This window comes from Methylorubrum rhodinum, assembly GCF_014199935.1.
GTDB lineage: Bacteria > Pseudomonadota > Alphaproteobacteria > Rhizobiales > Beijerinckiaceae > Methylobacterium > Methylobacterium rhodinum.
In genome coordinates, this window is sequence record NZ_JACHOP010000004.1 from 147,403 (window position 1) to 172,513 (window position 25,111).

Genomic DNA, 25,111 nt, shown 5'->3' on the forward strand with positions numbered 1-25,111 from the left:
CCTCAAGGATGACGGACATCCGATGCGCCTCGACACGACGCTTCTTCTTCTGCTCTTGCCGCTCCTCGTCCTCACGACTGGCGGCGCGCGAGCCGAGGAGGCGCGGCCGGACTTCGAACAATGCCTGATCCGCCTCCAAAACCTCGCCGCGGAGCGCGGCGTGCCCGCCGCGACCGCGCGGGAGGCGCTGAAGGACGTCGCCCCCGACCCGGCGGTGCTGCCCGCGACCCGGACGCAGGCCGAGTTCGTACGGCCGATCTGGGACTATATCGACGCCTCGGTGACCCCGGAGAAGATCGCGACGGGGCAGGCCAAGCTCGCCGAATGGGCCGAGGTGCTCGGGCGCATCGAGGCGGCCTACGGCGTCGACCGGCACGTGCTGGTGGCCTTCTGGGGCGTCGAGTCGGGCTACGGCAGCGTGCTCGACGATCCCAGGATCGTCCGCCCGGTGATCCCGGCGCTCGCGACACTCGCCTGCCAGGATGAGGGCCGCCCCGCCTTCTGGCGCGACGAGTTGTTGGGCGCCCTGACGATCCTCGGGCAAGGCGATGCGGATCGCGAGCGCATGACGGGCTCCTGGGCCGGCGCCATGGGCCACACCCAGTTCATGCCGAGCGCCTACCTGAAGCACGCCGTCGACTTCGACGGTGACGGCAAGCGCGACATCTGGCGCTCCGTGCCCGACGCGCTCGCCTCGACCGCCAATTTCCTGAAGAGCGACGGCTGGCGGCCGGGCGAGGGCTGGGGTCAGGAGGTCGTCCTGCCGGACGGGTTCGACTATCGCCTCGCCGACGAGACCACCGAGCGGACCTTTTCCGAGTGGGCGGCGCTCGGCCTGAAGCCCGCGGGCAGCAAGGGGTTTCCCGCGGGCGCGGAACGGCGCGCCACGCTCGTGGTGCCCGCGGGCGCGCGGGGACCGGCCTTCCTGCTGGAGCCGAACTTCAAGATGATCCTGCGCTACAACACGGCTTTGGCCTACGCGCTCACCGTCGCCCACCTCTCCGACCGGCTCGCCGGCGGCCCGGCCTTCGCCCGCGACTGGCCGCGGGGCGACCGGATGCTGACGAACGACGAGCGCACCGACCTCCAGACCCGCCTGGAGGCCTTGGGCCATCCGACCGGGGGCGCCGACGGCAAAGTCGGCCCCAAGACCCGCGCGGCGATCCGCGCCTTCCAGTCCGCGCAGGGCCTCGTTCCGGACGGCTACGCCGAGGCCGGCTTGCTGGAGAAGGTGAGGGCGGCTTCGCCCGCGCCGTGACGGGCGCCTGCGGACAACGCGGGGGCTCGGCTTGCAATTCAGCGGCGAAGATCGATTATCCGGGAGCGGAGCGGGGAGGCGCGAACCTCCCCGCTCCTTTCAGCGATGGACTACCCGAGCTGTACGCGGAGGATCAGGAGCAAGCTGGTCCTCCGCACTCGTTTGAACACCACCGAAACGCGAAAGCGCGGCAGAAACCACACCATCGTCGCCTCCTGGGTCGTGACCGGGCGATGCCGTCGCCCGCGGACGCCCGGCGGCTGACCGGACGCGAGCCCTTGCCGGCTTGGCGCTTCCCGCGCGATCACGGTCGCCATCATCGCCGCGCACATCCCAAGCGTTGGTAAACGGACTCGGCGAAGGAGCCCTGCCGATGCGCGTTCTGCTGGTGCATTGCCATCCCCGCGCCGACAGCTTCTCGGCAGCCCTCCGCGCGACCACTTTCGCCGCCCTCGAAGCCGCGGGCCACACGGTCGAGACCATCGATCTCTACGCCGAAAACTTCGATCCGCGGCTGAGCGCCGAGGAGCGCGAAAACTACTACGACGAGGCCGCGATCCCGGCCGACATCGCCGGGCATGTCGCGGCGCTGCGGCGGGCCGAGATGCTGGTGCTCGTCTACCCGACATGGTGGTTCGGGATGCCGGCGATGCTCAAAGGTTGGTTCGACCGGGTGTGGCGGCCGGGCGTCGCCTTCGCGCTCGGCGGCGCCCGCGTGCTGCAGCCGCGGCTGACCAACATCCGCCGGATCGCCGTGGTGACGACCTATGGCTCGCCGCGCTGGTTGCTCTGGCTCGTCGGCTGGCCGGATCGAAAGCTGGTCCGGCGGGGCATCGGCGTGCTCTGCGCCCCGCGCTGCCGGCTCGATTGGATCGCGCTCACCGGCATGGACGGCGCGACGCTCGAGGCGCGGGAGCGCTTCATCGGGCAAGTCCGGCGAAATCTGTCGCGCCTCTGACGGGCCTCAGCCCGGATAGCGCTCGAAGCGCGGCAGGTCGTGCGCGTCCGCCATCCAGGCGATGCGCTCGGCGACCTGGATATGCGCCTGCGGCGGCAGGGATGCGGGATCGTCGAGGGTGCCGGTCTGCACGTCGATCATCCCCGGCAGCATCCGCTCGTTGACGTAGAACAGGCCGGTGCCGCAGCGGCCGCAGAAATGGCGCCGCCCGTGCTCCGACGAGCGGTAGACGGTGGGCTCGCCCTCGATCGTCACTTGGTCCGCCGGCACCATCGCCCAGCCGACCATCGGTGCGCCCGCGTGCCGACGGCAATCGGAGCAGTGGCAGAGCGCGTTGTGCACCGGCTCGCCCCGCATCGTGTAGCGGATGGCTCCGCAATGGCAGCGTCCGGTCGGCATCGGCCTCTCCCTCGAATCGCGAGGCCGGACCGTAGCGTTCGGACCTCTCCTGAAAAAGCAGGAAACCGCGGCAGCCCTTCGGCTGCCGCGGCTCCCTCACGGGCGGGGCGTAAGGCGTGGGACGGTACCCGCCCGGAGCTCGTTACTCGGCGGGCTGGAGGACCGGCGCCGGGGCGGGGGCCGCCTCGATCGGCTTGCCGCCGAGCGCGGCGTGGAGCTTGGCCTCGTCGACCTCACCCTCCCAGCGGGCGACCACGATGCAGGCCACCGCGTTGCCGATGAAGTTGGTGAGCGCGCGGCACTCCGACATGAAGCGGTCGATGCCGAGGATCAGCGCCATGCCGACGACCGGCACGGAGGGGACCACCGCGAGCGTCGCGGCCAGCGTGATGAAGCCCGAGCCGGTGACGCCCGCCGCGCCCTTCGAGGAGAGCATCGCGACCAGCAGCAGCAGGATCTGCTCGCCGAAGGTGATCGGGGTGTCGGTGGCCTGGGCGATGAAGAGCGCGGCCATCGTCATGTAGATGTTGGTGCCGTCGAGGTTGAACGAGTAGCCGGTGGGGACCACGAGGCCGACGACGGGGCGCGAGCAGCCGGCCTTCTCCATCTTCTCGATGAGGGTCGGCAGCGCGGACTCGGAGGACGAAGTGCCGAGCACCAGCATCAGCTCTTCCTTGATGTAGCGGATGAGCTTGACGATGGAGAAGCCGTTGTAGCGGGCGACCGCGCCGAGGACGCCGAAGACGAAGATCGCGGAGGTCAGGTAGAAGGCGCCGACGAGGTAGGCGAGGTTGGCGAGCGAGGAGATGCCGTACTTGCCGATGGTGAAGGCCATCGCGCCGAAGGCGCCGATGGGGGCGACCTTCATGATGATGTTGACGACGCCGAAGACGGCTTCCGACATGATCTTGATGATGTCGAGGACCGGCTTGCCGCGGTCGCCGAGGAAGGCGAGGCCGAAGCCGAACAGCACCGAGAAGAACAGCACCTGAAGGATCTCACCGCCCGCGAAGGCGCCGACGGCGGTCGTCGGGATGATGTTCATCAGGAAGTCGCCGATGTTCTGCTCCTTCGCCTTGCCGGCGTAGGTCGCGACCGCCTTGGGATCGAGCGAGTTCGGGTCGATGTGCAGGCCGTGGCCGGGCTGGAGCACGTTGGCGACGATCAGGCCGACGATCAGGGCCAGCGTCGAGAACGTGAGGAAGTACGCCAGCGCCTTGCCGCCGACGCGGCCGACCTTCTCGAGGTTGGTCATGCCGGCGATGCCGGAGACCACGGTGAGGAAGATCACCGGGGCGATGATCATCTTGACGAGCTTGATGAAGGCGTCGCCGAGCGGCTTCATGTCGGCGCCGAGCTTCGGATAGAAGTGGCCGAGCGTGATGCCGATCGCGACGGCGACGAGCACTTGGAAATAGAGCGTGCGGTAGAACGGCTTGGGGGCGGACGGCGCGTGCGGCGCGGTCAGCGGGGACGGTACGGCACCCATGGGGCTTCTCCCTGCGAGAGATGGATCGGTTCGGTGGGATCGGCCGCCGGTCCCGTCTGGGATCTCGTCGACGTCCACTCTTGCTTTTGGCCTTCCGGCACACAGCTCTGCGGTTCGGGCATGGCTGCGTTTCGCGATATGAATGGCAACCGTCGTGCCAGCTCCGAACGGCCGGTAACTTTTTGCTAACGCCTTGAAATGAGACTTATTTTTCACGTTGGTGCCCAGCGCTCCGAAGAGGCCTCTGCGGCTTTCCGCACGGGGCCGCGGGATTCGTTCCGGGATTCCGCACGGGGTCGGGGGCGATGAGCGAGCCTGCTTCCGGCGAGGTGCGTCCCGGCACGGGCCTCTTCCTGATCGCCGGGCTCGTCGCGCTGGCGCTCGCGGTCTGGCTCGGCGGGCGGCTGGCGGAACGGTTCGCGCTCGCCGACCTGCGGCGCACCGCCCAGTCGACTCTGAGCCTCCAGGTCGCGGCGCTCTCGGCCGAGATGCAGCGCCAGAGCGCGCTGCCGCTGGCGCTCGCCACCGATCCCGAGATCCTGCGCGCCGTCGGGCCCGCGCCGGACAAGGCGCTGACCGACAGCGTGAACGGCCGGCTCGCGCAGATCGCCCGCGCCACGGGAACGACGGTGATCTACGTCGCCCGCGCCGACGGCGTGACCGTGCTGGCGAGCAACGCCGAGGAGCCGCGCAGCTTCGTCGGCAACAACTACGCCTTCCGCCCGTACTTCCGTCAGGCGATGGAGACAGGAGCGGGCTCGCAATTCGCGCTCGGCACCGTGAGCGGCCGGCCCGGCTTCTACCTGTCGCGGCGCCTGCCGGGTGCGGCCGGCGTGGTCATGGTCAAGATCGAGTTCGACGGGGTCGAGGCGGCGTGGCGGGCGGCGGGCGAGAACGTGTTCGTCACGGATGCCCGCGGGATCGTGCTGGTGGCGAGCGAGCCGGCATGGCGCTTCACGGCCCTGCGCGGCCTCGACGCGGCGGAGCGCCGACGCATCGGCGAAACGCGCGATTTCGGCGAGGCGACCCTCGCGCCGCTGCCGATCTATCCGGACGGGGCCTCGGACGACCTCGTGCGGGTCGGCAACGGCGGACGGCCGGCTTGGCCCGCCCTGATGCTCGATGCCGCGGTGCCCGACACCACGTGGCGGCTCCACACCCTGACCCCGATCGCCGCGGCGGTCGAGCGCGAGCGGGTGCAGGGGCGGCTGATCGCGCTGCTCGCCACCGGCCTCGCCTGGGGCGCCCTGGCGACCTGGCTCGCGCGGCAGCGGCGGGTCCGCGACCGTCTCTCCGAGGAGGCGGCGCGGCGCGAGGAACTGGAGCGGCGCGTCGCCGAGCGCACGCAGGCCTTGAGCGACGCCAACCGCCAGCTCGTTGCCGAGATGGAGGAGCGGCGCCGCTCGGAGGCCGAGCGCGAGCGGCTGGACCGCGAACTCGCCCAGGCCGGTCGGCTGGCGGCGCTCGGGCAGTTCGCGGCCAGCATGGCCCATGAGATCAACCAGCCGCTCGCCGCGATCCGCTCCTACGCCGACAACACCGCGATCCTCGTGCGGCGCGGGCGGATCGAGGACGCCGCCGAGAACGTCTCCGCCATCGGCCGGCTGACCGAGCGGATCGGCCGGCTGACGAGCCAGCTCAAGGGGTTCGCCCGGCGCGCCTCCGGCCGGCGCGAGCCGGTGCGGCTCGCCGAGATCGTCGGCGGCAGCTTTGAGGTGCTCGGCACCCGCGCTCGGGAAACCGGCATCCGCCTCGACGTGCCCGCGCTCGCCCCCGATCTCGCCGTGCTCGGCGACGGGCCGCGCCTGGAGCAGGTCGTGGTCAATCTGGTCCAGAACGCCCTCGACGCGGTCGCCGGGCGGCCCGCCCCCTGGGTCCGGCTCTCGGTCGAAGAGGACGCGGAGCGGGTGGTCCTCGCGGTGGCGGACAACGGCCCCGGCATCCCGGAGGCCGCGCGGGCGCAGGTGTTCGACGCCTTCTTCACCACCAAGGCCGACGGCCTCGGCCTGGGGCTCGCCATCTCCCGCGGCATCGTCGAGGAATGCGGCGGCACCCTGTCGGTGACGTCGGGCGTTGACGGCACCGTGTTCCGCATGGACCTTTTGCGCGCGGGCGTGGCCGTGCGAGAGGCCGTTCAGGAGACCTCATGAGCGGCGAACCCCAACCCGATCGATCCGAGCGCATCGTCTTCGTCGACGACGAGGAGGACGTGCGCCGGGCCAACCGCCAGAGCCTCGAACTGGACGGCTTCTCGGTCGAGACCTTCGAAACCGCGGAAGCCGCGCTCGCGGCCATCCGGGCCGAGCCGCCGGGCGTTGTCGTCACCGACGTGCGCTTGCCCGGCATGGACGGGCGCGCCCTGTTCGAGCGGGTGCGGGCCGACGACCCGGACCTTCCGGTGATCCTCATCACCGGCCACGGCGACATCTCCATGGCGGTCGCGGCGATGCGCGGCGGCGCCTACGATTTTCTGGCCAAGCCCTATCCGGCGGACAGTCTGATGGGCTCGGTGCGCCGCGCCCTGTACCACCGCCGGCTCGTGCTGGAGAACCGCCGCCTCAACGCCCGGCTGGATGCCGCGATCGAGGAGGACCCGGCCTTCCTCGGCATCTCGCCGGAGATCGTGCGCCTGCGCCGTCTGGTGCGCGACGTGGCCTCGGCCGACGTGGACGTGCTGGTGCTCGGGGAGACCGGTTCGGGCAAGGAGGTGGTGGCCAGCGCCCTCCACCGCTGGAGCCGGCGTACATCGAAGAACTTCGTCGCGATGAATTGCGGCGCGCTGCCCGACAGCGTGGTCGAGAGCGAGCTGTTCGGCCACGAGGCCGGCGCCTTCACCGGCGCGCTCAAGCGCCGGGTCGGGCGCATCGAGCACGCGCAAGGGGGCACGCTGTTCCTCGACGAGATCGAGAGCATGCCGCTCGCGCTGCAGGTGAAGCTGCTGCGCGTGCTGCAGGAGCGGGTGGTCGAGCCGCTCGGCACCAACGAGCGCCGGCCCGTGGACATGCGGGTGGTCTCGGCGACCAAGGTCGATCTCGGCCAGGAGGCCGCCGCCGGCACGTTCCGCGACGACCTCTATCACCGGCTCAACGTGGTGACCGTCTCGATTCCGCCGCTGCGCGAGCGGCGGGAGGACATCCTGCTCCTGTTCCAGCACTTCCTGGTCCGCGCCGCCGCCCGATTCGGGCGCGAGCCGCCGCCGGTGACGGGGGCGATGCGCGATCACCTCACCCGCCATTCCTGGCCCGGCAACGTGCGCGAACTCGACCACTTCGCCGAGCGCTGTGCCCTGGGGCTCGCGGGCCAAGCGCCGCCGGACGCGCCCGCGCCGACGACGGCGCTCACGCTCTCGGAGCAGGTCGAGCGGTTCGAGCGCGGCCTGATCCGCGAGGAGCTGATCATGGCCGGCGGCGACGTGCGGGTGGCGGCAGAATCCCTCGGCGTCCCGCGAAAAACCCTCTACGACAAGATCGCCCGCTACGGCCTCGCGCCGACGGATTTCCGGTAGCCCGTCACGCCGCCACGCTGGTCCGCCCGCGCATGAAGCTGCGGGCGTCCTCCGCCGCCATCGGGCGCGACAGGAGAAAGCCCTGCACCTCGGTGCAGCCCTTTTCGCGAAGGCGCCCGAGCTGTTCCTCGGTCTCGACGCCCTCGGCGGTGATGGTGGAGCCGAGCCGCTCGCCGATGCCGACGATGGCGCCCACGATCGCCGCCGCCACCGGATTGTCGAGGTCGCGCACGAAAGAGCGGTCGACCTTGATCTTGTCGAAGGGGAACCGGCACAGGTAGCTCAAGGACGAGTAGCCGGTGCCGAAATCGTCGAGGGCGATCCGCACGCCGAGCGCCCGCAGGCGGTGCAGGCAGCCGATCACGGCCTCCGAATCCTGCATCAGCACGCTCTCGGTGATCTCCAGCTCCAGCCGCCGCGCGGGCAGGCCCGAGGCGGCGAGCGCCCGGATCACCGCCTGCTCCAGCCCCTGCTTGCGGAACTGCACTGCCGAGACGTTGACCGCGACCCGCATCTCGCCGGGCCAGGAGGCCGCCTCGCGGCAGGCCTCGTTGAGCGCCCAAGCGCCCATCGGGGCAATCAGCCCGGATTCCTCGGCGACCGGGATGAACTCGGCCGGCGACACCGGCCCGCGCACCGGATGGTTCCAGCGCAGCAGCGCCTCGAACCCGCTCGGGGTGCCGTCGGCGAGGGCGAAGATCGGCTGGTAGTGCAGGGCGAAGCCGCCGGTGCGCAGCGCGTCGCGCAGGTCGAGTTCGAGGAGGTTGCGGGTCGCGACCGCGGCGTCCATCCCGCGCTCGTAGAAGCGGAAGGCGTTCCGGCCGGAATCCTTGGCCCGGTAGAGGGCGATGTCGGCGTTCTTGAACAGGGTCTCGGGGCTGTCGCCGTCCTCGGGCCCGACGGCGATGCCGATCGAGACGCCGATCGCCGCCGATAGGCCGTCGAGATCGACCGGGCGCCCGAGCGACTGGATGATGCGCCGCGCCACCGCGGCGATGCGGCGGGTCTCGTCCTGATCCGTCAGGATGATGGCGAACTCGTCACCGCCGAGGCGAGCCACCATGTCGCCCTCGCGCAGGGCCGCGCCCAGGCGTTCGGCGACGACGCGCAGCAGCGCGTCGCCCGCCGGATGGCCGAAGGTGTCGTTGACCGCCTTGAACCGGTCGAGGTCGCAGCACAGCACCGCCACCCGGCCGCCCCAGCGGCGGGCGCCCGCGAGGGCGCGCCCAAGCGTCTCATGGAACAGTCGGCGGTTCGGCAGGCCGGTCAGGGCGTCGTGGCGGGCGATGTGCTCGATCAGCGCCTCGGCCCGCTTGCGCTCCGTGGCATCGGCGACCGTTCCCTCGTAGCCGGCGGGCGCTCCGTCGGCACCCGGCACCAGCCACGCCGTCTCCGAGACCCAGATCGAATCCCCGCCCGCGTGGCGGCGCACCTCCGAGACGAAGTCCTCGACCCGCCCGTCGCGGTGCAGGAGGTCGAGGAAGGCGGCGTGCCGCTCGGGATCGACGTACCAGTCGTGGCCGAAGGTGGTCTCGGGCACGAGCAGGCCGCGGCCGTGGTCGTAGCCGTGCAGGCGCACCAGTGCCCGGTTCGCCTGGACGATGACGCCGTCGAGGCGGGCTCGGTAGACGCCGATCACCGCGTTCTGGAACAGCGACTGGTAGTCGGCCTCCGCCGCGCGGAGCGCCGCCTCGCCCTGCCGCCGCTCGGTCACGTCGGTATAGGTGCAGACGGTGCCGCCCGACTGCGTCGGCGCGATTCGGACCTCCACCACGACGCCGTTGGGGCGGGTGCGCTCGTACCGGCTGATGGGGGGACGCGGGCTGTTGCCCAGCAGCCAGTCGCGCACCTCCGGCGGGGCATTGCGGAATTCGCCGGATTTGGCCTGGAAGCGCAGCAGGTCGGCGTAGCGGGCGCCCTCGTGCAGCACGTCGTCCGGCAGGCTGAGGATCGTGCGGGCGCGCTGGTTGTGGACGCGGATGCGGCCGTCGGGATCGATCATCATCAATCCCTGGCCCATCGCCTCCAGGGTCGTGCGCAGGACCTCGCCGGCCTCGCGCTGCTGCCGCTCGGAGCGGGCGAGGTCCGTCACGTCGAGACAGACGCCGTAGATCGCGACGAGCCGGCCCGAATCGTCGTGCTGGGCGATGGCGTGGACTGTGACCACGCGCTCCTCGCCGTCCGGCCGGATCACCCGCGAGCGGTGATCGTAGCCGCCGCCCTCCGCGGTGCCGCGCCCGGCCAGCGCCTCTTCGATCGCGCGGTACACCCGGGCGCGGTCGTCCGCGTGGTAGAAACCGATATGGGTGTCGAGGGGAAGGGTGCTCAGCGCCGCGTTGCGCCCGAAGATGCGGGCGACGCCGTCCGACCACGTGATGGTCCGGCTCTCCACATCGACCCGCCAGTGGCCGAAGCAGGCGGTGCGTTCGGCCATGGCGTGCGCCGCCTGGGTGACGCGGAGCGCCGCCTCCCGCTCGACGAGGCGCGCCTCGGCCCGGACGCGCTCCCGCGCCTCGGCCTCGGCGGCGTCGCGCCGCTCGTGCAATTGGAGATGGGCCTCGGCCAGCAGCGCCAGTTCTTGCAGCGCGCGCACCTGCGATTCCGAAAAATCCGGGCGCGGCACGCGGTCGATGACGCAGAACGTGCCGATGGTCCGGCCGCTGATCGAACCGATCGCCACGCCCGCGTAGAAGCGCGCCTGCGGCGGGCCGACGACCAGGGGCGAATGAGCGAAGCGCGCGTCCCGCGTCAGGTCGGGCACCACCAGCGCTTGGCCCCGGGCGCGGCGGATGGTGTGGCTGCAGAAAGCGCTCTCGCGGTCGGCGCCGTCGTCCTCGACGCCGCATCGCCCCCGGAACCAGAACCGATCCTCGTCGATGAGCGGAACCAGGGCGAGCGGCGTCCCGAACAGCTCGGACGCCGTCCGGCACAGGGCATCGAGATGCTGCTGCGGGCCCGTCTCCAGAATCGCCCGGGGAGGCGGAGGAGCGGCGTCGTGGTCGAAACTCTGCACCGGCGGGTCCAATGTCTTGGTTCGGATCTTCCGCCGAGGCCGAGACGGGCTTCGGAGCGGGCGACCCGGAACACGCAAGACATGTCCAGCCGAGCGTTAACAATCCTGTTTCATGACGACGGCAAAAGAGTATCCCGAGGCGTCCGGAGCCCCGCCGGACTGGTTCGGCCGCGCGATGATGCGGAAATCTCACTCGATCCCGAGTTTGGCCTTCAACAGCGCGTTGACCGCGGCCGGGTTGGCCTTGCCGCCGGTGGCCTTCATGGTCTGGCCGACGAACCAGCCGAGCAGCGTCGGCTTCGCCCGCGCCTGCTCGACCTTGTCCGGGTTCTTGGCGATGATCTCGTCCACCGCCGCCTCAATGGCGCCGGTATCGGTGACCTGCTTCATGCCGCGTGTCTCGACGATGGCGCGCGGGTCGCCGCCCTCGGACCAGACGATTTCGAACAGGTCCTTGGCGATCTTGCCGGAGATCACGCCCTCACCGATGAGATCGACGATGCCGCCGAGCTGGTCCGCCGAGACCGGCGTGTCCTCGATCGAGCGGCCCTCCTTGTTGAGGCGCCCGAACAGCTCGTTGATCACCCAGTTGGCCGCGGCCTTGCCGTCGCGGCCCCGCGCCACCGCCTCGAAATAGTCGGCGGACGGGCGCTCGGCCACGAGCACGCCCGCGTCGTAGGCCGACAGCCCGTAATCCTTGACGAAGCGGGCCTTCTTGGCGTCCGGCAATTCCGGCAGGCCCTCGGCCAGGGCATCGACATAGGCCTGATCGAATTCGAGCGGCAGCAGATCGGGGTCGGGGAAGTAGCGGTAATCGTGCGCCTCTTCCTTGGAGCGCATCGAGCGGGTCTCGCCCTTGCCCGGATCGAACAGGCGCGTTTCCTGATCGATCGTGCCGCCGTCCTCCAGGATCGCGATCTGGCGGCGGGCCTCGACCTCGATCGCCTGACCGATGAAGCGGATCGAGTTGACGTTCTTGATCTCGCAGCGGGTGCCTAAGCCCTCGCCGGGGCGGCGCACCGAGACGTTCACGTCGGCGCGCAAGGAGCCCTTCTCCATGTCGCCGTCGCAGGTGCCGAGATAGCGCAGGATCGTGCGCAGCTTCGTCACGTAGGCCTTGGCCTCCTCCGACGAGCGCAGATCGGGCCGCGAGACGATCTCCATAAGCGCCACGCCCGAGCGGTTGAGATCGACGAAGCTCTTGGTCGGGTCCTGATCGTGCAGGGACTTGCCCGCGTCCTGCTCCAGATGCAGCCGCTCGATGCCCACCGTGATCGAGGCGCCGTCGGGGAGATCGACCAGCACCTCGCCCTCGCCGACGATCGGGTCCTTGTACTGCGAGATCTGGTAGCCCTGCGGCAGGTCCGGGTAAAAGTAATTCTTGCGGTCGAACACCGAGCGCAGGTGGACCTTGGCCTTCAGCCCGAGACCGGTGCGCACGGCCTGGGCGACGCACTCCTCGTTGATGACCGGCAGCATGCCCGGCATCGCCGCATCGACCAGCGAGACGTGGTCGTTCGGCTCGGCCCCGAAGGCGGTCGAGGCGCCGGAGAACAGCTTCGAGCGGCTGGTGACCTGGGCGTGGATCTCCATGCCGATCACGACCTCCCAGTCGTGCAGGCCGCCCTTGATCAGCTTCTTGGGATCGACGCGCTCGGTCATGTCTGTTCGCGATTCTTCGTGCAGTCAGCGCCCGAAGGGCGCGTTTCTTCCGCAGTGTGTAGGAAGCGGGTGCCGGACGGGTCAAGCCGGCGGTTTCGCCCCCGGCCGCCGCGCCGCCAGCGTCACCGCCGGCCCGTTCACGAAGTCCGGATCGTCGGTGATGATCGTGGTCTCGCTGAGCCCGTGATGGGCGAGCACGCGGATCAGGTCGGGCAGTTTCATCCAGCGGGTCCGGTCGCGGTTGCCGCCCCAGAAGTTGGCGAGCTTGCGGTCCCGATAGGCCAGTTCGTGCAGCGACAGCCGCATCCCCTCGTGCTCGACGGATCGCGTGACGTGGCGGCGCAGGCGCCGCTCCTCGCGGAAGTAGTGGGTCCAGATGAAGATCCGGTCGGTGCGGGCGGCCGCGAGCCGGATCAGCTCCAGCGGGTCGAGCATGTGGTAGAGGATGCCGCAGCAGAAGATCATGTCGTAGCGCGGCCCCGGCGCCTCCAGATGCCGGCTGACGTCGCCGAGCAGGAAGGTCGAGCGGGTGAGCCCGGCGATGTTCTTGACGATCAACGACTTGAGGAACGCCTCCGAGTTCGACTCGACCGCCGTGATCCGCTTCGCGCCCAACGCTTCGAGCTGGCAGGTATGGGCGCCCTCCAGCGGCCCGAGTTCGAGCACGTCGTAGCCGTCGAGCCGCCCGTTCACCCCGAGATGCGCGGCGGCCTGACCGGGACGCGGATCGGCGCGGAACCCCGGCAGCCCGCCGGAGGGGAGGCCGGGCGCCAGCTCGGACAGGTCGCTCGCCCAGCGGTCGGCGAACAGGTCGGTCGCGTTGCGGTGGATCGGTGTGGTCGTGACGAAGACGCGGCTCATGTCCTGCGTGCTCGGGAACCGGGCGGCCCGCGTCAAGCCCCCGATGATTCCGATCGAGGATCGAAGGGCAACTCGAAGCGCACCCATGCCTTGATGCACCATCTTCCGCCGTCATTCCGGGGCCGCGGAGCGGAACCCGGAACCCACCCGTGATGCGCGCCTTACGGTGAGCGTCAGGGCCAGTCGTGGATTCCGGGTTCGCCTTCGGCGCCCCGGAATGACGGTGGCGTGTGATAATTGCCTCAGCCGCCCGTCAGATCACCGGCACCCCCCGCGCCTTCGCCTTGTCCCCCGGCTCGACGTGGATCACCACCACCGCCCCCTCGATCTCGGTCTCGATGGCGTCCTCCAGCCGGTCGCAGATCGCGTGCGATTCCTTCACGGTCATCTCGCCCGGAACAACGAGGTGGAAATCGATGAAGGTGGCGCTGCCGGCGTGGCGCGTGCGGACGTCGTGGGCCTCCAGGGCGCCCTCGCCGTGGGTCGAGATGAGGGCGCGGATGCGGGTGATCATCTCGGGCGAGGCCGCCTGATCCATCAGGCCGTTCACCGAATCGCGCACCATGGTCCAGCCCGACCACAGGATGTTGAGGGCGACCAACCCGGCCACCACCGGATCGAGCACCAGCGTGCCGGTGGCGTAGACGAGCCCGACGCCGATGAGCACGCCGCCCGAGGTGACCACGTCGGCGACGATGTGGCGGGCGTCCGCGATCAGTGCGGGCGATCGCAGCGCGCGGCCCTGGCGGAACAGCGCGAACGCCCAGACGGCGTTGATGGCGGTCGCCACGCCGTTGATCGCGAGGCCGAGCGTCGGCGCGTCGAGGGGCTTCGGGTCGAGGATGCCGTGAGAGGCCTCGCGCAGGATCAGCACGGCGGCGACGATGACGAGCGCGCCCTCGATCACGGCGGAAAAATACTCGGCCTTGTGATGGCCGTAGGGGTGCTCCGCGTCCGCCGGCCGGGCGGCGACGCGCAGGGCCAGGAAGGCGCATACCGCCGCCACCACGTTGATGATGCTCTCCAGCGCGTCCGAGTAGAGCGCGAGGCTGCCGGTGAGCCAGTAGGCGGAAAACTTCAGCGCCGTCACGACGACGCCCACGGCGGCGCTCGCGAGAGCGGCTTGTTCGGAGCGGGTCATGGCGGAGGGTCGGGGCGTGGCGGGGTGTCACGCCCTTAAGGCCTTCGCCTCCCGGAAGGCCACGGCAAAGGTCTTAGCCCGAGCTATCCGCTCGCGCCGTATCAGCCCTGATTGCCTCGAGCCGGCGGCTCCAGTCCTTGTTGTGTCGCGCATTCTCGCGACGAACCGGTGTCCCCTTCGTCGGAATGCGCTCAAAGTGTTCGTACCGCACCGGCTTTTCCGAAAGCCGGCGGCCACCTTTCATGCCGACGCTTCAAGCCCCGGCCGCCTCCGCGGGCAGACGCCCGCGGGCGATCTCCCTGGCGCGGCAGCGTTCGGCCAAGTCGCGGGCACGCTTGGCACGCCGTGCGTAGCCGCGGGCGAGCCAGCCGAAGGTGGCCCGCTCGGCCAGCCCGTCGAAGCGGGCCGCCTCCTTCTCCCAGTAGCGCATGGTCTGCGCGTCGAGGGTCTCGTGCGGAATGGCCATCCGTCCCTCCTCAGGCCTCGGGCGCGGGCGGCGCCTCGGTCTCATCGACGAGGAGCGCGTCCTCGTCACCCTCGTACGAGCCCGCGCCGCGGTTCGGCAGCGGCTGGCCCGGCGTGCCGAACGGCTCGCTCGGATAGGCTTGCGCGAAGCGGCGCCGGGCGTCGGTTTCATCCTCGGCCTTCAGGCTGACCTGGGGCGTCTCGGGCAGCGGCCAGCGCGGATCGGCCGGATCGCGCGGGCGCAGGGCGTACCATCTCATCTCGGCCATCGATTCTCGTCGATCGGGTTCGCGAAACCGCGGATCAACGCGCCAGTCGCGCCCCGGCTGCATCGCTCAAGCGGGAACGAGCCGGGCGAGGTAGCGGCCGGCTTTCTCCCCATCGCCCGCCGGAGCGCTGAGACCCACATAGCCGTCGGGCCGCACCAGATGGAGAAGGCCGTCCGGCGAGGGACGGGCCTCCGGGGCGAGCAGGGTGGGGAAGCGGGCGCCGAGCGCGGCGCTCTCCGGTCCGTCCTCGGCGTAGAGCACGAAGCGCGGCGCCCCGCCCGCGCCGGGGGGCGGCCCGGCATCGTGCTCGGGCGGCCAGCGCAGGCCCGCGCCGGGTCCCTCGGAGAGGACGCTGTCGGGATAGCCGATCTCGATCTCGCTCATGGTCGCGGCCATCCGGTCGCGCACCGCGTGGACGCCGAGCAGCGCCCGGAGCGCGAGGTTGCGCGCCGCCTGGGCGGCCGGGTGGGCGAGCGTCGCCGCCGCCGTGAGACGCGAGGCGTTGCGCAGCACCATCGCGCCGACCGCGTTGCGCTCGGGGCCGTAGCTGTCGAGGAGGTCCGGGGCCGCCTCGCCCCGCAGAACCAGGGCGAGCTTCCAGGCGAGGTTCACCGCGTCCTGCATGCCGGTGTTCATGCCCTGGCCGCCCGCCGGGCTGTGGATGTGGGCGGCATCGCCTGCCAGGAACACGCGGTCGGTGCGGTACTGCGAGACCTTGCGCTCGTTGATGCGGAACGGGCTGAGCCAGACCGGGTCGGACAGGAACATGCCGCCCCCGGCCCGCGCCTCGACCAGTGCCTGCATTGCGGCGAGCGTCGGGTCCGGTCGCGGACGGTCGGGATCGATCGCGCCGACGGTCGCGACGATGCGGGCCCGTCCTCCGGGGATCGGAAAGAGGACGAGCGGCCCGTCGCGGTGGAGATACACCGCGATCTCGTCCGGCGGCGGCGCGCCCGTCCCCGCGACCCGGACATCGGCGAGCCACCATTCGTCGCCCTGCGCCTGCCCCTCGAAGGGCAGGGCGAGGCCGTGGCGCACGCGCGAATGCGCCCCGTCGCAGCCGATCAGGAAAGAAGTGGCGACGTCCTCCTCGCGCCCGTCGGCATGGAGCAGCCGGGCCGTCACCGCGTCGGAGGTCTGCGAGAAGTCCGTGAGCGCTACCTCGCGCTCGATGGCGACGCCGAACCCCGCCAGATGCTCGGTGAGCAGCCGCTCAGTCTCGGCCTGCGGGATCATCAGGGCGAAGGGGTAGGGGCTGGCGATCTCCGTGAAGCGGGCGCTGCCGAGCACTTGGCCGCCGCTGCGGAGCGTCGCGCCCCGCGCCTGCAGGCCGGCGGCCAGGAAGGGCGCGGAGCAGCCCATCCGGTCCATCAGTTCGAGGGTGCGCGACCAGACCACGAGGGCCTTCGAGGTCCGCGTCGGCTCGGGGCTGCGATCGATCAGCCGCACGCCGATTCCGTAGCGCGCCAATTCGCAGGCGAGGGTCAGGCCGACGGGCCCGGCCCCGACGATAAGGATGTTTTCGAGCACCGGTGGTCCCTCCGGTCGAGCGCGTCCCTCGGCGCCTGCATGCGCCTCGGACCCGGCCGGAGCAACCGGCATTTGCCTCCCGGCCGCATCCGCGGCAAAGCCGCTTCCATGCGCGTGGACCTGTTCGACTTCGATCTCCCCGAGGAGCGGATCGCGCTGCGCCCGGCGAGCCCGCGCGACGCGAGCCGCCTGCTCGTGGTGCGGCCGGGCGCGGCGCCGCTCGACCGCGGCGTGCGCGATCTGCCGGGACTGCTGGCGCCGGGCGACGTGCTGGTCTTCAACGACACCCGCGTGATCCCCGCTCGCCTGTCCGGCATCCGCCACCGCGCCGGAGGCACCGGCCAGCGTTGCGAGGCGATGCTCCACCTGCGCGAGGCGCCGGATCGCTGGCGCGCCTTCGCCCGCCCGGCCAAGCGGCTGGCGGTCGCAGACCGCATCCGCTTCGGCCCCGTGGGGGAGGGGACGGGCGAGGTCTGCGCCCTGACAGGCCTGGAGGCGTCCGTCGAGGCCAAGGGGGAGGGGGGCGAGGTGACCTTACGCTTCGACCTCGCCGGGCCGGCCCTCGACGAGGCCATCATGGCGCTCGGAGCCCTGCCGCTGCCGCCCTACATCGCTGGCAAGCGCGCCACCGACGCCCAGGACGCAACCGACTACCAGACCGTCTATGCCCGCGAGCCCGGTGCGGTCGCGGCCCCCACCGCCGGCCTGCACTTTTCGGATTCTTTGTTGGACGCCATCGACCGAGCGGGGATCGGGCGCGCTCACGTCACCCTGCATGTCGGGGCCGGCACCTTCCTGCCCGTGAAGGCCGACGACACCGCCGACCACCGCATGCATGCCGAGATCGGCACGATCGACGCGGCCACGGCGGAGCGCCTCAACACGGCGCGTGCGAGCGGCGGCCGTGTCGTCGCGGTCGGCACCACGGCACTGCGCCTGCTGGAGAGCGCGGCCGACCCCGACGGCACGATCCGCCCGTTCGTCGGCGCCACCGAGATCTTCATCACGCCGGGCTACCGCTTCCGCGCCGTCGATGCGCTGGTGACGAACTTCCACCTGCCGCGCTCGACCCTGTTCATGCTGGTGAGCGCGTTCGCCGGGCTCGACACGATGCGCGCGGCCTACGCGCACGCGATTTCGAGCGGCTACCGCTTCTACTCCTACGGCGATGCGAGCCTGCTGTTTCCGGCGCCGCCCCCCGCTCCGTGAGTCCTTGGGAAAAGATGACAGACCCGCGCTCGACCAGCCCCGATTTCCGCTTTGCGGTCCACGCCCGCGACGGGCAGGCCCGCACCGGCGCCATCTCCATGCCGCGGGGCACCATTCGCACGCCAGCCTTCATGCCGGTGGGCACGGCGGCGACGGTCAAGGCGATGTATCCACAACAGGTGCGGGAGCTGGGCGCCGACGTGGTGCTCGGCAACACCTATCACCTGATGCTGCGCCCCGGCCCGGAGCGGATGGCCCGCCTCGGCGGCCTTCACGAATTCATGCGCTGGGACGGCCCGATCCTCACCGATTCCGGTGGCTTCCAGGTGATGTCGCTCTCGGCGCTGCGAAAAATCGACGAGGACGGCGTCACCTTCCGCTCCCATGTCGACGGCTCGGCCCACCGGATGAGCCCGGAGCGCTCCATCGAGATCCAAGGGCTGCTCGGCTCCGACATTCAGATGCAGCTCGACGAATGCGTGCGCCTGCCCGCCGACCACGCGGCGATCGGGAAGGCGATGCACCTGTCGCTCCGCTGGGCCGAGCGCTGCCGGGTCGCCTTCGGCGAGCAGCCGGGCAAGGCGCTGTTCGGCATCGTCCAGGGCGGCGACGTGCCCGAATTGCGGGTCGAGAGCGCGCGGGCGCTGACCGATCTCGGCCTGAAGGGCTACGCCATCGGCGGGCTGGCGGTCGGCGAGCCGCAGGCGGTGATGCTCGCCATGATCGAGACGGTGGAGCCGCACCTGCCGACGGACAAGCCGCGCTACCTCATGGGCGTCGGCACGCCCGACGACCTGATGCAGTCGGTGACCCGCGGCATCGACATGTTCGACTGCGTGATGCCGACACGGGCCGGGCGCCACGGCCTCGCCTATACCCGCCACGGCCGGATCAACCTGCGCAACGCCCGCCACGCCGAGGACGCGCGCCCGCTGGACGAGGCCTCCGACTGCCCGGCGGCCCGCGACTATTCCCGCGCCTATCTCCACCACCTCGTCCGCTCGGACGAGATCCTGGGGATGATGCTTCTGACGTGGAACAACCTCGCCTACTATCAGGCGCTGATGGCGGGCATGCGGGCGGCCATCGCGGAGGGGCGCCTGGCCGATTTCGTCGCCGGGACGAAGGAGGGCTGGGCCCGCGCCGAGGCCGCGCAGAAGGCTTGACGCGTCAGCGAAGATCGGCGCGCTTCTGGGCCTTGGTGTAGCTGGTGATCGCCGCCTGACAGCCGGGCGAGAGCTTGGCCTTGTTGGTCTTGAAGCAGGCGCGCACTTCCGCGCTGTCGGGCGCGAAATCGCCGCAGAAGCTCAGGTAATCGCCGGTGCAGTGCTGCCGCAGGGCGTCGCGATCGACCGGCTGGGTCGCGGCGGGGGCGGCAAGCGCCGCGCCGGAGGTGAGGAGGAGGGCGAAGAGGGTGCGTCCGATCATCAAGGGGTCTCCTGCGCCCGGTCCGGCCGGGCCGGGGAGGGTAGACGCTCCGATCTGGACGAGAGTGCGACCATTGCATGGCAGGTGCCTCAGCGTCTCACGTGCATGCTCCGGACGCCTGCGCACCGGCCGGCCCGGTCGGCCGATCCACGCCGCCGACGCCCGACCGGGCGCTTGCTGTGAGATCGCCTCTCCCCGTGTTGACCCTCCCGCCCCGACCCCCTATTGCGAGCCACGCACAACGCCCGCCCCGGCTGCACCGGACGGTCCGGCGACGCCGTGCGAGCGCGTAGCTCAGTTGGTAGAGCAACGGACTTTTAATCTGTAGGTCCTGGGTTCGAGTCCCAGCGCGCTCACCATGCTCACTCGGGCTTGTCGAACGATCCCATCCTTTGTGTCAGGTAGGCGTTCAGCGTCCCTGGGCCTCCGATCGATGATTCCTTTCGGCGTTCTCGGACGATTGGATCAGACGCTCCTGTGGCCGGTCCTGTGCAACCCTTCTGATCTCCTCGTGCAGGTCCTCGACGCGAGGTGCCCGTACCGGGCTTTCATCTGGAGGCCGGAGCGCCCGAGGATGCGCGGCAAGCGGTACAGGTCGCAGCCCATCCTGCGTCTGAGCCTGCACGAAGCCGAAGCGCCAAACGTCGTGGCGGCGAGGGGGTCGTGATGGCACGCACGAGCCGTCGATGAGCCGGAGCCGGCTTCGGGGTCCATGTCGGCTGGGGACCTTCAGCGCTGCGCGCCGCCCCGGACGCAGCGCCGCGGCACTCACCGAAGATCCTGACCATGCCGTCCGGGTGAGCCTGGTTGAAGCGCAACTTCCACGCGACAGGGGCAGAGACGGCCAAGGCGGCCGAAATCGCCGCCGGTCTCTATTTCCACAACCTGCGCGGCACCTCGGTGACGATGCTCGCCGAGGCGGGGCTGCCCGGTGCCGGAGATCGCGACGATCACCGGCGAGCGTAGCGCGATCGCGAAGCCGGAAGACCACCGCCCCGCAAGGGGATGGAAACCAAAGGGCAAACCGGGGCCAGACCCATCGGCCAGACCCCGGCTAAGTCCCTGAAAAGAATGGTACCACCGCCCCGGCTCGAACGGGGGACCCCTAGATCCACAATCTAGTGCTCTAACCAACTGAGCTACGGCGGCACGCGAGGGGGACTTATCGCGGGGCTCGCGGCATTTCAAGCGCCTCGTCGCGGCTTCTCCCCGCATGGCGTTCCCGCATCGCGCCGGGCGCGTGCGGATGCTAGACCGCGGGCGCATGATGCCCGCCCGTTACCCCTGCCCGCGATGAGCCCGCCGCTTCCGCCCGCCGGCCGGGGCCGGCTCGTGCCGGTTCCGTCGCTTCTGCGGGGATGGGTGCGGGGCAGCGAGGTCGCGCTGGTGCTGCTCGCCGCCGTGACCGGCTGCATCGGCGGCCTCGCCGTCGCGGGGATGAGCGGGGCCGCCCAGTGGCTGCGGGAGGCGCTGTATCGCCTGCCCGCGGGCGAGCGGCTGAGCGGCCTGCCGGCGCTGCCGCCCGAGGGCGTGTGGGGCTTACCCTTCCTGGGGCCGGCGCTCGGCGGGATCGCCCTCGGCCTGCTGCTCCTCGCCGTCGGGCGCGGGCGCAAGCGCCGGGCCGCCATCGATCCGATCGAGGCCAACGCGCTGCATGGCGGGCGCATGTCGCTGCGCGATTCCGTGGAGGTCGCGGCCCAGAACGTCGTCTCGAACGGGAGCGGCGCCTCGGTCGGGCTGGAGGCGGGCTTCACCCAGATCGCGGCCGGCATCGCCTCGCGGCTCGGGATCGCCTTCGAGATGCGCCGCTCGGACCTGCGCACGCTGGTGGGCTGCGGTTCGGCGGCGGCGATCGCGGCGGCGTTCGGCTCGCCGCTCACCGGCGCCTTCTACGCCTACGAACTCGTCATCGGCACCTACACCATCGCGACGCTTGCCCCCGTCGTGGTCGCGGCCCTGTGCGGCAGCCTCGTCGTCCGCGCATTGGCGCCGCATGCGGCCCTGATCGATGTCGGCGCGCTCACGCTCAGCAAGGCCGGTGTCCTCGATGCCGCCGACACGCTGCCCTGCTTGGCGCTCGGCCTCGTCTGCGCCGGACTCGGCGTCGTGCTCATGCGGGGGGTCACGCTGGTGGAAGGCGCCTTCCGGGCGACGCGGCTGCCCGCGCCGCTGCGGCCGGCACTCGGGGGGCTCTGCGTCGGCGTGCTGGCGCTCGCGACCACGCCGCAGGTGCTCTCGGGCGGCCACGGCGCCCTTCACGTCCAGCTCGCCCCCGAGGCGGCGATGACCGCCCTCGCCCTGGCGGGCCTGATCGTGGCCAAGGCAGCGGCCTCGGCGGTGTCGATCGGCTCGGGCTTCCGCGGCGGCCTGTTCTTCGCCTCGCTGTTCCTCGGCGCCCTCGTCGGGCGCCTGTTCGCGCAAGGAGCGCCGCTGGTCTGGCCGGGCTTCGAAGCGTTCGGGCTCGCGCCCGTCGGCTACGCGGTGATCGGCATGAGCGCCTTCGCGGTCGCCATCGTCGGCGGGCCGCTCACCATGACCTTCCTGGCGCTGGAGATGACCGGCAGCTTCCCGGTCACCGCCCTCGTGCTGGCGGCGGTGATCGCCTCCTCGCTGACCGTGCGCAAGACCTTCGGCTACTCCTTCGCCACCTGGCGCTTCCACCTGCGCGGCGAATCGATCCGCAGCGCCCACGACGTCGGCTGGATCCGCAGCCTGACGGTGGGGCGGATGATGCGGCGGGACATCCGGCCCGTCCCCCTCGACACGCCGATGGCCACCTTCCTGCGGGCGCATCCCCTCGGCTCGCCCTCGCGGGTCGTGGTGGTGGACGAGCGCGACCGCTATGCCGGCATCGTGGTCGTGCCCGAGGCGCATGCTCGGGCGGCGGAGGAGGGCGGCCCGTCCCGCCTCGCCGACATCGCCCGCTACGCCGATGCGTTCCTGCTCGCCGACATGAACGCCAAGCAGGCGGCGGAGGCCTTCGACAATGCCGAGAGCGAGGCGCTGGCGGTGCTCGACGGGGCCGATAGCCGCCGGGTGATCGGGCTCCTGACCGAGAGCCACACGCTCAAGCGCTACAGCGACGAACTCGACCGGCAGCGCCGCGCCGTGCTCGGCGAGGCCGCGTGAGGCGAGGTTCGCTCGCCCCGGCGACGTGATAGGAGCGGAGCCATGCATCTGCGCGACCTCGCGACCGGCCTCGTCGGCTTCCACCTTGCCGCCCTCTTCCTTGCCGGTCCGGCGCGAGCCGAGTCCTGCGACGGCTTGACCGTCCGGCTGATCCGGGCGACGGGGGCCTCGCTGGTCGGGCGCAGCGGGGCGCTCGTGGTGTTCCGCGCCGCCGATGCCGACCGCTTCAGCCTCGATTGCGCGACGCCGCGGCGGCTCCTGTTCCGCTCGGAGCGGCGCGAGCCGCCGGGCGCCACTTTCGTCCTGATCGGGCAGGCCGCGCGGGCGCTGACCGGGGCGCCGGAGGAGCCGGTCGAGATCCTGACCCGGCGGCTGCATCGGGACAGCCTGCTCACCGGCATGCCGCAGCTCGGCCGCGTCGGCGGCGCCGTGATCCGCTGCGATCCCGGTGATCGCCCGGACGGGTTCGGAATTGGCACCCTCTGCCGCGTCGCCGCCGACCGTCCGTGGCGCGGCTTGCGCCGCAAGGCCGGCCTTCCCGCCGCCGCGAGCGCGGGCTAGAGGGCGGCCATGACCGATTCCGCTTCTGCCCCCGGCCCCGTCGTCCGCGCCGGCGCTGTCGCCTTCGCCAACCACCTGCCGCTGGCGCTGATCGCCGGGCCCTGCCAGCTGGAGGGGCGCGGCCACGCCCTCGAGGTCGCCGCGGCGCTGAAGGAGATGGCCGCCCGCCTCGGCATCGGCCTCGTCTTCAAGTCGTCCTTCGACAAGGCCAACCGCACCTCCGGCGCCACGGCCCGCGGCGTCGGCCTCGACGAGGCGCTGCCGGTCTTCGCCGAGATCCGCGAATCCCTGGGCCTGCCGGTGCTCACCGACGTGCACGAGGCCGAACAATGCGCCCGCGCGGCGCAGGCCGTCGACATCCTCCAGATCCCGGCCTTCCTCTGCCGCCAGACCGATCTGCTGCTCGCCGCCGCCGCGACGGGGCGGGTCGTCAACGTCAAGAAGGGGCAGTTCCTGGCGCCCTGGGACATGAAGCACGTCGCCGCCAAGGTGACGCAGGCCGGCAACCCGAACGTCATCGTCAGCGAGCGCGGCGCCTCGTTCGGCTACAACACCCTCGTCTCCGACATGCGCGCCCTGCCGATCATGGCGCAGGTGACGGGCGGGGCGCCGGTGGTGTTCGATGCGACCCATTCGGTGCAGCAGCCCGGCGGCCAGGGCGCGACCTCCGGAGGGCAGCGGGAATTCGTCGGCGTGCTGGCCCGCGCGGCGGTCGCGGTCGGCGTGGCCGGCGTATTCATCGAGACCCATCCCGATCCCGATCGAGCGCCCTCCGATGGGCCGAACATGGTGCCGCTCAAGCGACTGCCGGAACTGATCGAGACGTTGATGGCGTTCGACCGGCTCGCCAAGGCCACGCGCGATTCGGCCTGAGGCGTCCTTGCGGCTCGGCCGAGGCTTGAGCCACACCGGCTTCAGGTTCAGTTCAGGTCGCGCGGATAGTATCGTCCGATCAATTCATGAGCGCGACGGGCGGATCGAGCCAAGAAGGCCGCAGGAGTGAAACGGAACTTTCAGTCAAGCTGGACGTTCTGCCCCTCAATCCGTCGCCAGATCGAAAGGATACCATGCGCAAGCTCGCACTCGTCACCGCCGCCCTTCTCTCCGTCGGCACGCTGACCGCGACGACCTCGGCCGATGCGCGGCCCGGTCGCGGCTGGGGCCATCACCACAATGGCGGCGGCTATCACGGCGGCGGCTACGGCCGTGGTGCCTATTACGGCGGGCGCCGCCGTGGCATCGGCACCGGCGCAGCCGTCGGCCTCGGCATCGCGGGCCTCGCGGCCGGCGCGATCGCCGCCGGTGCGGCCCGTGACGCCTATTACCGCGACGGCTACCGTCGTCCCGCCTACGGCTACGGTGGCGGCTATGGCCGTCCGGCCTACGGCTACGGCGGCTACTGAGCCGTTCCATAGGGTTTGAGAGAGGGCGGCCGAGCGATCGGCCGCCCTTTTTCGTGCACGGAATCCAAAAGAATCCCAGATAATCAGCCGCGGCCGCGATAGGGCGCGACGCCCTGGTCCGGCAGCCAGACGCTCTGGAGCGGCGCCCCGCTCTGCCAGAACACGTCGATCGGGATGCCGCCACGCGGATACCAGTAGCCGCCGATCCGCAGCCAGCGCGGTTCGAGCAGGCCGACCAGTCGCCGGCCGATGCCGACGGTGCAATCCTCGTGGAAGGCGCCGTGGTTGCGGAAGGCGCCGAGATAGAGCTTGAGCGACTTCGATTCGACCAGCCAGCGATCCGGCACGTAGTCGATCACCAGCGTGGCGAAGTCCGGCTGCCCGGTGACCGGGCAGAGCGAGGTGAATTCCGGCGCGGTGAAGCGCGCCAGGTAATCCGTGTCGGCATGCGGATTGGGCACGCGGTCGAGCTGCGCCGCCTCGGGCGATTCGGGCATCGGCGTCTGCCGGCCGAGTTGCTTGGCGTGGTCTTCGATCTTCGTCATGCGGGCGCTATAAGCGCGGGCGCCGCCTCTCGCCTAGCACCGCGGGCGAATGCCGGCCTCGCGAACCTCCGAACATGGCCCATCGGTCGCCGTCGATGCGACGGCACGGCGCGGCCATCGCCTTGGATATCGTATCCAAATCCTTACTCAAGGTCCTGGCGCCGCATCGGCTTTTCCTAATGCCGGCGACCACCCAACGCACCGACGCGCCACGCGCTTGCAGGCGCTTGCCCACGCCGTTGCGTTGACGGATAAGCCCGCCTCGGAGAGCGTCGCCGATGCGTCG

General features: G+C 71.0%; 22 protein-coding genes, 2 tRNA genes and 1 pseudogene. 12 read left to right on the plus strand and 13 right to left on the minus strand.

Going from position 1 to position 25,111, the window contains the following annotated elements:
• The first annotated feature begins 22 nt into the window (after positions 1–22).
• Both HNR00_RS06715 and HNR00_RS06720 read left to right on the plus strand, forming a co-directional pair.
• Positions 23–1,258, plus strand: a complete 1,236-nt coding sequence (locus HNR00_RS06715; RefSeq protein WP_183566837.1) for a lytic murein transglycosylase — start codon at positions 23–25, stop codon at positions 1,256–1,258.
• Positions 1,259–1,631: 373 nt separating this feature from the next.
• Positions 1,632–2,216, plus strand: coding sequence for an NAD(P)H-dependent oxidoreductase (locus tag HNR00_RS06720; protein ID WP_183566840.1), 585 nt, complete (start codon positions 1,632–1,634; stop codon positions 2,214–2,216).
• A 6-nt stretch (positions 2,217–2,222) separates the two neighbouring features.
• Here the strand turns inward: HNR00_RS06720 and HNR00_RS06725 are convergent, their stop codons facing one another.
• Positions 2,223–2,615: a GFA family protein gene (locus HNR00_RS06725; protein WP_183566842.1), complete on the minus strand. Its 393-nt coding sequence runs from the start codon at positions 2,613–2,615 to the stop codon at positions 2,223–2,225.
• A 142-nt stretch (positions 2,616–2,757) separates the two neighbouring features.
• Positions 2,758–4,104, minus strand: a complete 1,347-nt coding sequence (locus HNR00_RS06730; protein ID WP_183566845.1) for a dicarboxylate/amino acid:cation symporter — start codon at positions 4,102–4,104, stop codon at positions 2,758–2,760.
• Between the two features lie 305 nt (positions 4,105–4,409).
• Here HNR00_RS06730 and HNR00_RS06735 point away from each other — a divergent pair, with 305 nt between their 5' ends.
• Positions 4,410–6,254: a sensor histidine kinase gene (locus tag HNR00_RS06735; protein WP_183566848.1), complete on the plus strand. Its 1,845-nt coding sequence runs from the start codon at positions 4,410–4,412 to the stop codon at positions 6,252–6,254.
• Positions 6,251–7,609 carry a sigma-54-dependent transcriptional regulator gene (locus tag HNR00_RS06740; RefSeq protein ID WP_183566851.1) on the plus strand — a complete coding sequence of 453 codons (1,359 nt, stop codon included), beginning with the start codon at positions 6,251–6,253 and terminating at the stop codon, positions 7,607–7,609. The genes HNR00_RS06735 and HNR00_RS06740 overlap by 4 nt, the downstream gene beginning before the upstream one ends.
• Positions 7,610–7,613: 4 nt before the next feature.
• Here the strand turns inward: HNR00_RS06740 and HNR00_RS06745 are convergent, their stop codons facing one another.
• The 7 genes from HNR00_RS06745 to HNR00_RS06775 all read right to left on the minus strand — a co-directional run bounded on the left by HNR00_RS06745 (position 7,614) and on the right by HNR00_RS06775 (position 16,622).
• A complete protein-coding gene (locus HNR00_RS06745) occupies positions 7,614–10,622 on the minus strand; it encodes a bifunctional diguanylate cyclase/phosphodiesterase (protein WP_312886010.1) in 3,009 nt (1,002 codons plus the stop codon).
• Between the two features lie 189 nt (positions 10,623–10,811).
• Positions 10,812–12,284 (minus strand): Asp-tRNA(Asn)/Glu-tRNA(Gln) amidotransferase subunit GatB, encoded by a 1,473-nt coding sequence (gene gatB, locus HNR00_RS06750; RefSeq protein ID WP_183566857.1) that lies wholly within the window; start codon positions 12,282–12,284, stop codon positions 10,812–10,814.
• Between the two features lie 81 nt (positions 12,285–12,365).
• On the minus strand, positions 12,366–13,145 hold the full coding sequence (locus tag HNR00_RS06755; protein ID WP_183566860.1) for a class I SAM-dependent methyltransferase: 780 nt from the start codon (positions 13,143–13,145) through the stop codon (positions 12,366–12,368).
• A gap of 253 nt (positions 13,146–13,398) precedes the next feature.
• The gene (locus tag HNR00_RS06760) at positions 13,399–14,286 is read right to left on the minus strand and encodes a cation diffusion facilitator family transporter (protein ID WP_183566863.1); all 888 of its coding nucleotides are present in this window, start codon (positions 14,284–14,286) and stop codon (positions 13,399–13,401) included.
• A 253-nt stretch (positions 14,287–14,539) separates the two neighbouring features.
• A complete protein-coding gene (locus HNR00_RS06765; protein ID WP_183566866.1) occupies positions 14,540–14,752 on the minus strand; it encodes a hypothetical protein in 213 nt (70 codons plus the stop codon).
• Between the two features lie 10 nt (positions 14,753–14,762).
• Positions 14,763–15,011, minus strand: coding sequence for a hypothetical protein (locus HNR00_RS06770; RefSeq protein WP_183567365.1), 249 nt, complete (start codon positions 15,009–15,011; stop codon positions 14,763–14,765).
• A gap of 75 nt (positions 15,012–15,086) precedes the next feature.
• A complete protein-coding gene (locus tag HNR00_RS06775; protein ID WP_183566869.1) occupies positions 15,087–16,622 on the minus strand; it encodes an FAD-dependent monooxygenase in 1,536 nt (511 codons plus the stop codon).
• A gap of 36 nt (positions 16,623–16,658) precedes the next feature.
• On the opposite strand from HNR00_RS06775, the gene queA reads away from it, so the two are divergent.
• Together queA and tgt are read left to right on the plus strand one after the other, a co-directional pair.
• Positions 16,659–17,759: a tRNA preQ1(34) S-adenosylmethionine ribosyltransferase-isomerase QueA gene (queA, locus tag HNR00_RS06780; RefSeq protein ID WP_183566872.1), complete on the plus strand. Its 1,101-nt coding sequence runs from the start codon at positions 16,659–16,661 to the stop codon at positions 17,757–17,759.
• 14 nt (positions 17,760–17,773) lie between these two features.
• The gene (tgt, locus tag HNR00_RS06785) at positions 17,774–18,925 is read left to right on the plus strand and encodes a tRNA guanosine(34) transglycosylase Tgt (RefSeq protein ID WP_183566875.1); all 1,152 of its coding nucleotides are present in this window, start codon (positions 17,774–17,776) and stop codon (positions 18,923–18,925) included.
• A 4-nt stretch (positions 18,926–18,929) separates the two neighbouring features.
• Here tgt and HNR00_RS06790 read toward each other — a convergent pair whose 3' ends face one another.
• Entirely contained in the window at positions 18,930–19,187 is a 258-nt protein-coding gene (locus HNR00_RS06790; RefSeq protein WP_183566878.1) for a hypothetical protein, read from the minus strand.
• A 283-nt stretch (positions 19,188–19,470) separates the two neighbouring features.
• On the opposite strand from HNR00_RS06790, the gene HNR00_RS06795 reads away from it, so the two are divergent.
• Positions 19,471–19,546: transfer RNA gene (locus HNR00_RS06795), tRNA-Lys, on the plus strand.
• 242 nt (positions 19,547–19,788) lie between these two features.
• Here the strand turns inward: HNR00_RS06795 and HNR00_RS25475 are convergent.
• Positions 19,789–19,932: pseudogene (locus tag HNR00_RS25475) on the minus strand (IS3 family transposase); the annotation flags it as partial.
• A 62-nt stretch (positions 19,933–19,994) separates the two neighbouring features.
• On the opposite strand from HNR00_RS25475, the gene HNR00_RS06800 reads away from it, so the two are divergent.
• Positions 19,995–20,153, plus strand: coding sequence for a hypothetical protein (locus HNR00_RS06800; RefSeq protein WP_183566880.1), 159 nt, complete (start codon positions 19,995–19,997; stop codon positions 20,151–20,153).
• Between the two features lie 106 nt (positions 20,154–20,259).
• Here HNR00_RS06800 and HNR00_RS06805 read toward each other — a convergent pair.
• A tRNA-His gene (locus tag HNR00_RS06805) sits at positions 20,260–20,336 on the minus strand.
• Between the two features lie 144 nt (positions 20,337–20,480).
• Between HNR00_RS06805 and HNR00_RS06810 the strand changes: the two genes are divergently transcribed.
• The 4 genes from HNR00_RS06810 to HNR00_RS06825 all read left to right on the plus strand — a co-directional run bounded on the left by HNR00_RS06810 (position 20,481) and on the right by HNR00_RS06825 (position 24,280).
• Positions 20,481–22,316 (plus strand): chloride channel protein, encoded by a 1,836-nt coding sequence (locus HNR00_RS06810; protein ID WP_183566883.1) that lies wholly within the window; start codon positions 20,481–20,483, stop codon positions 22,314–22,316.
• Positions 22,317–22,358: 42 nt separating this feature from the next.
• A complete protein-coding gene (locus HNR00_RS06815) occupies positions 22,359–22,877 on the plus strand; it encodes a hypothetical protein (RefSeq protein ID WP_183566886.1) in 519 nt (172 codons plus the stop codon).
• Between the two features lie 9 nt (positions 22,878–22,886).
• Positions 22,887–23,750, plus strand: a complete 864-nt coding sequence (gene kdsA, locus HNR00_RS06820; RefSeq protein WP_183566889.1) for a 3-deoxy-8-phosphooctulonate synthase — start codon at positions 22,887–22,889, stop codon at positions 23,748–23,750.
• Positions 23,751–23,944: 194 nt separating this feature from the next.
• Entirely contained in the window at positions 23,945–24,280 is a 336-nt protein-coding gene (locus HNR00_RS06825; protein WP_183566892.1) for a hypothetical protein, read from the plus strand.
• Between the two features lie 83 nt (positions 24,281–24,363).
• On the opposite strand, the gene queF is transcribed toward HNR00_RS06825, so the two are convergent.
• The gene (queF, locus tag HNR00_RS06830) at positions 24,364–24,825 is read right to left on the minus strand and encodes a preQ(1) synthase (protein WP_183566895.1); all 462 of its coding nucleotides are present in this window, start codon (positions 24,823–24,825) and stop codon (positions 24,364–24,366) included.
• Positions 24,826–25,111: the final 286 nt, after the last annotated feature.

Bases quoted from the DNA above. Each gene is read 5' to 3' on its own strand.
- HNR00_RS06715 (WP_183566837.1), top strand. From the start codon at position 23: ATGCGCCTCGACACGACGCTTCTTCTTCTGCTCTTGCCGCTCCTCGTC.
- HNR00_RS06720 (WP_183566840.1), top strand. From the start codon at position 1,632: ATGCGCGTTCTGCTGGTGCATTGCCATCCCCGCGCCGACAGCTTCTCG.
- HNR00_RS06725 (WP_183566842.1), bottom strand. From the start codon at position 2,615: ATGCCGACCGGACGCTGCCATTGCGGAGCCATCCGCTACACGATGCGG.
- HNR00_RS06730 (WP_183566845.1), bottom strand. From the start codon at position 4,104: ATGGGTGCCGTACCGTCCCCGCTGACCGCGCCGCACGCGCCGTCCGCC.
- HNR00_RS06735 (WP_183566848.1), top strand. From the start codon at position 4,410: ATGAGCGAGCCTGCTTCCGGCGAGGTGCGTCCCGGCACGGGCCTCTTC.
- HNR00_RS06740 (WP_183566851.1), top strand. From the start codon at position 6,251: ATGAGCGGCGAACCCCAACCCGATCGATCCGAGCGCATCGTCTTCGTC.
- gatB (WP_183566857.1), bottom strand. From the start codon at position 12,284: ATGACCGAGCGCGTCGATCCCAAGAAGCTGATCAAGGGCGGCCTGCAC.
- HNR00_RS06755 (WP_183566860.1), bottom strand. From the start codon at position 13,145: ATGAGCCGCGTCTTCGTCACGACCACACCGATCCACCGCAACGCGACC.
- HNR00_RS06760 (WP_183566863.1), bottom strand. From the start codon at position 14,286: ATGACCCGCTCCGAACAAGCCGCTCTCGCGAGCGCCGCCGTGGGCGTC.
- HNR00_RS06765 (WP_183566866.1), bottom strand. From the start codon at position 14,752: ATGGCCATTCCGCACGAGACCCTCGACGCGCAGACCATGCGCTACTGG.
- HNR00_RS06770 (WP_183567365.1), bottom strand. From the start codon at position 15,011: ATGAGATGGTACGCCCTGCGCCCGCGCGATCCGGCCGATCCGCGCTGG.
- HNR00_RS06775 (WP_183566869.1), bottom strand. From the start codon at position 16,622: ATGCCGGTTGCTCCGGCCGGGTCCGAGGCGCATGCAGGCGCCGAGGGA.
- queA (WP_183566872.1), top strand. From the start codon at position 16,659: ATGCGCGTGGACCTGTTCGACTTCGATCTCCCCGAGGAGCGGATCGCG.
- tgt (WP_183566875.1), top strand. From the start codon at position 17,774: ATGACAGACCCGCGCTCGACCAGCCCCGATTTCCGCTTTGCGGTCCAC.
- HNR00_RS06790 (WP_183566878.1), bottom strand. From the start codon at position 19,187: ATGATCGGACGCACCCTCTTCGCCCTCCTCCTCACCTCCGGCGCGGCG.
- HNR00_RS06810 (WP_183566883.1), top strand. From the start codon at position 20,481: ATGAGCCCGCCGCTTCCGCCCGCCGGCCGGGGCCGGCTCGTGCCGGTT.
- HNR00_RS06815 (WP_183566886.1), top strand. From the start codon at position 22,359: ATGCATCTGCGCGACCTCGCGACCGGCCTCGTCGGCTTCCACCTTGCC.
- kdsA (WP_183566889.1), top strand. From the start codon at position 22,887: ATGACCGATTCCGCTTCTGCCCCCGGCCCCGTCGTCCGCGCCGGCGCT.
- HNR00_RS06825 (WP_183566892.1), top strand. From the start codon at position 23,945: ATGCGCAAGCTCGCACTCGTCACCGCCGCCCTTCTCTCCGTCGGCACG.
- queF (WP_183566895.1), bottom strand. From the start codon at position 24,825: ATGACGAAGATCGAAGACCACGCCAAGCAACTCGGCCGGCAGACGCCG.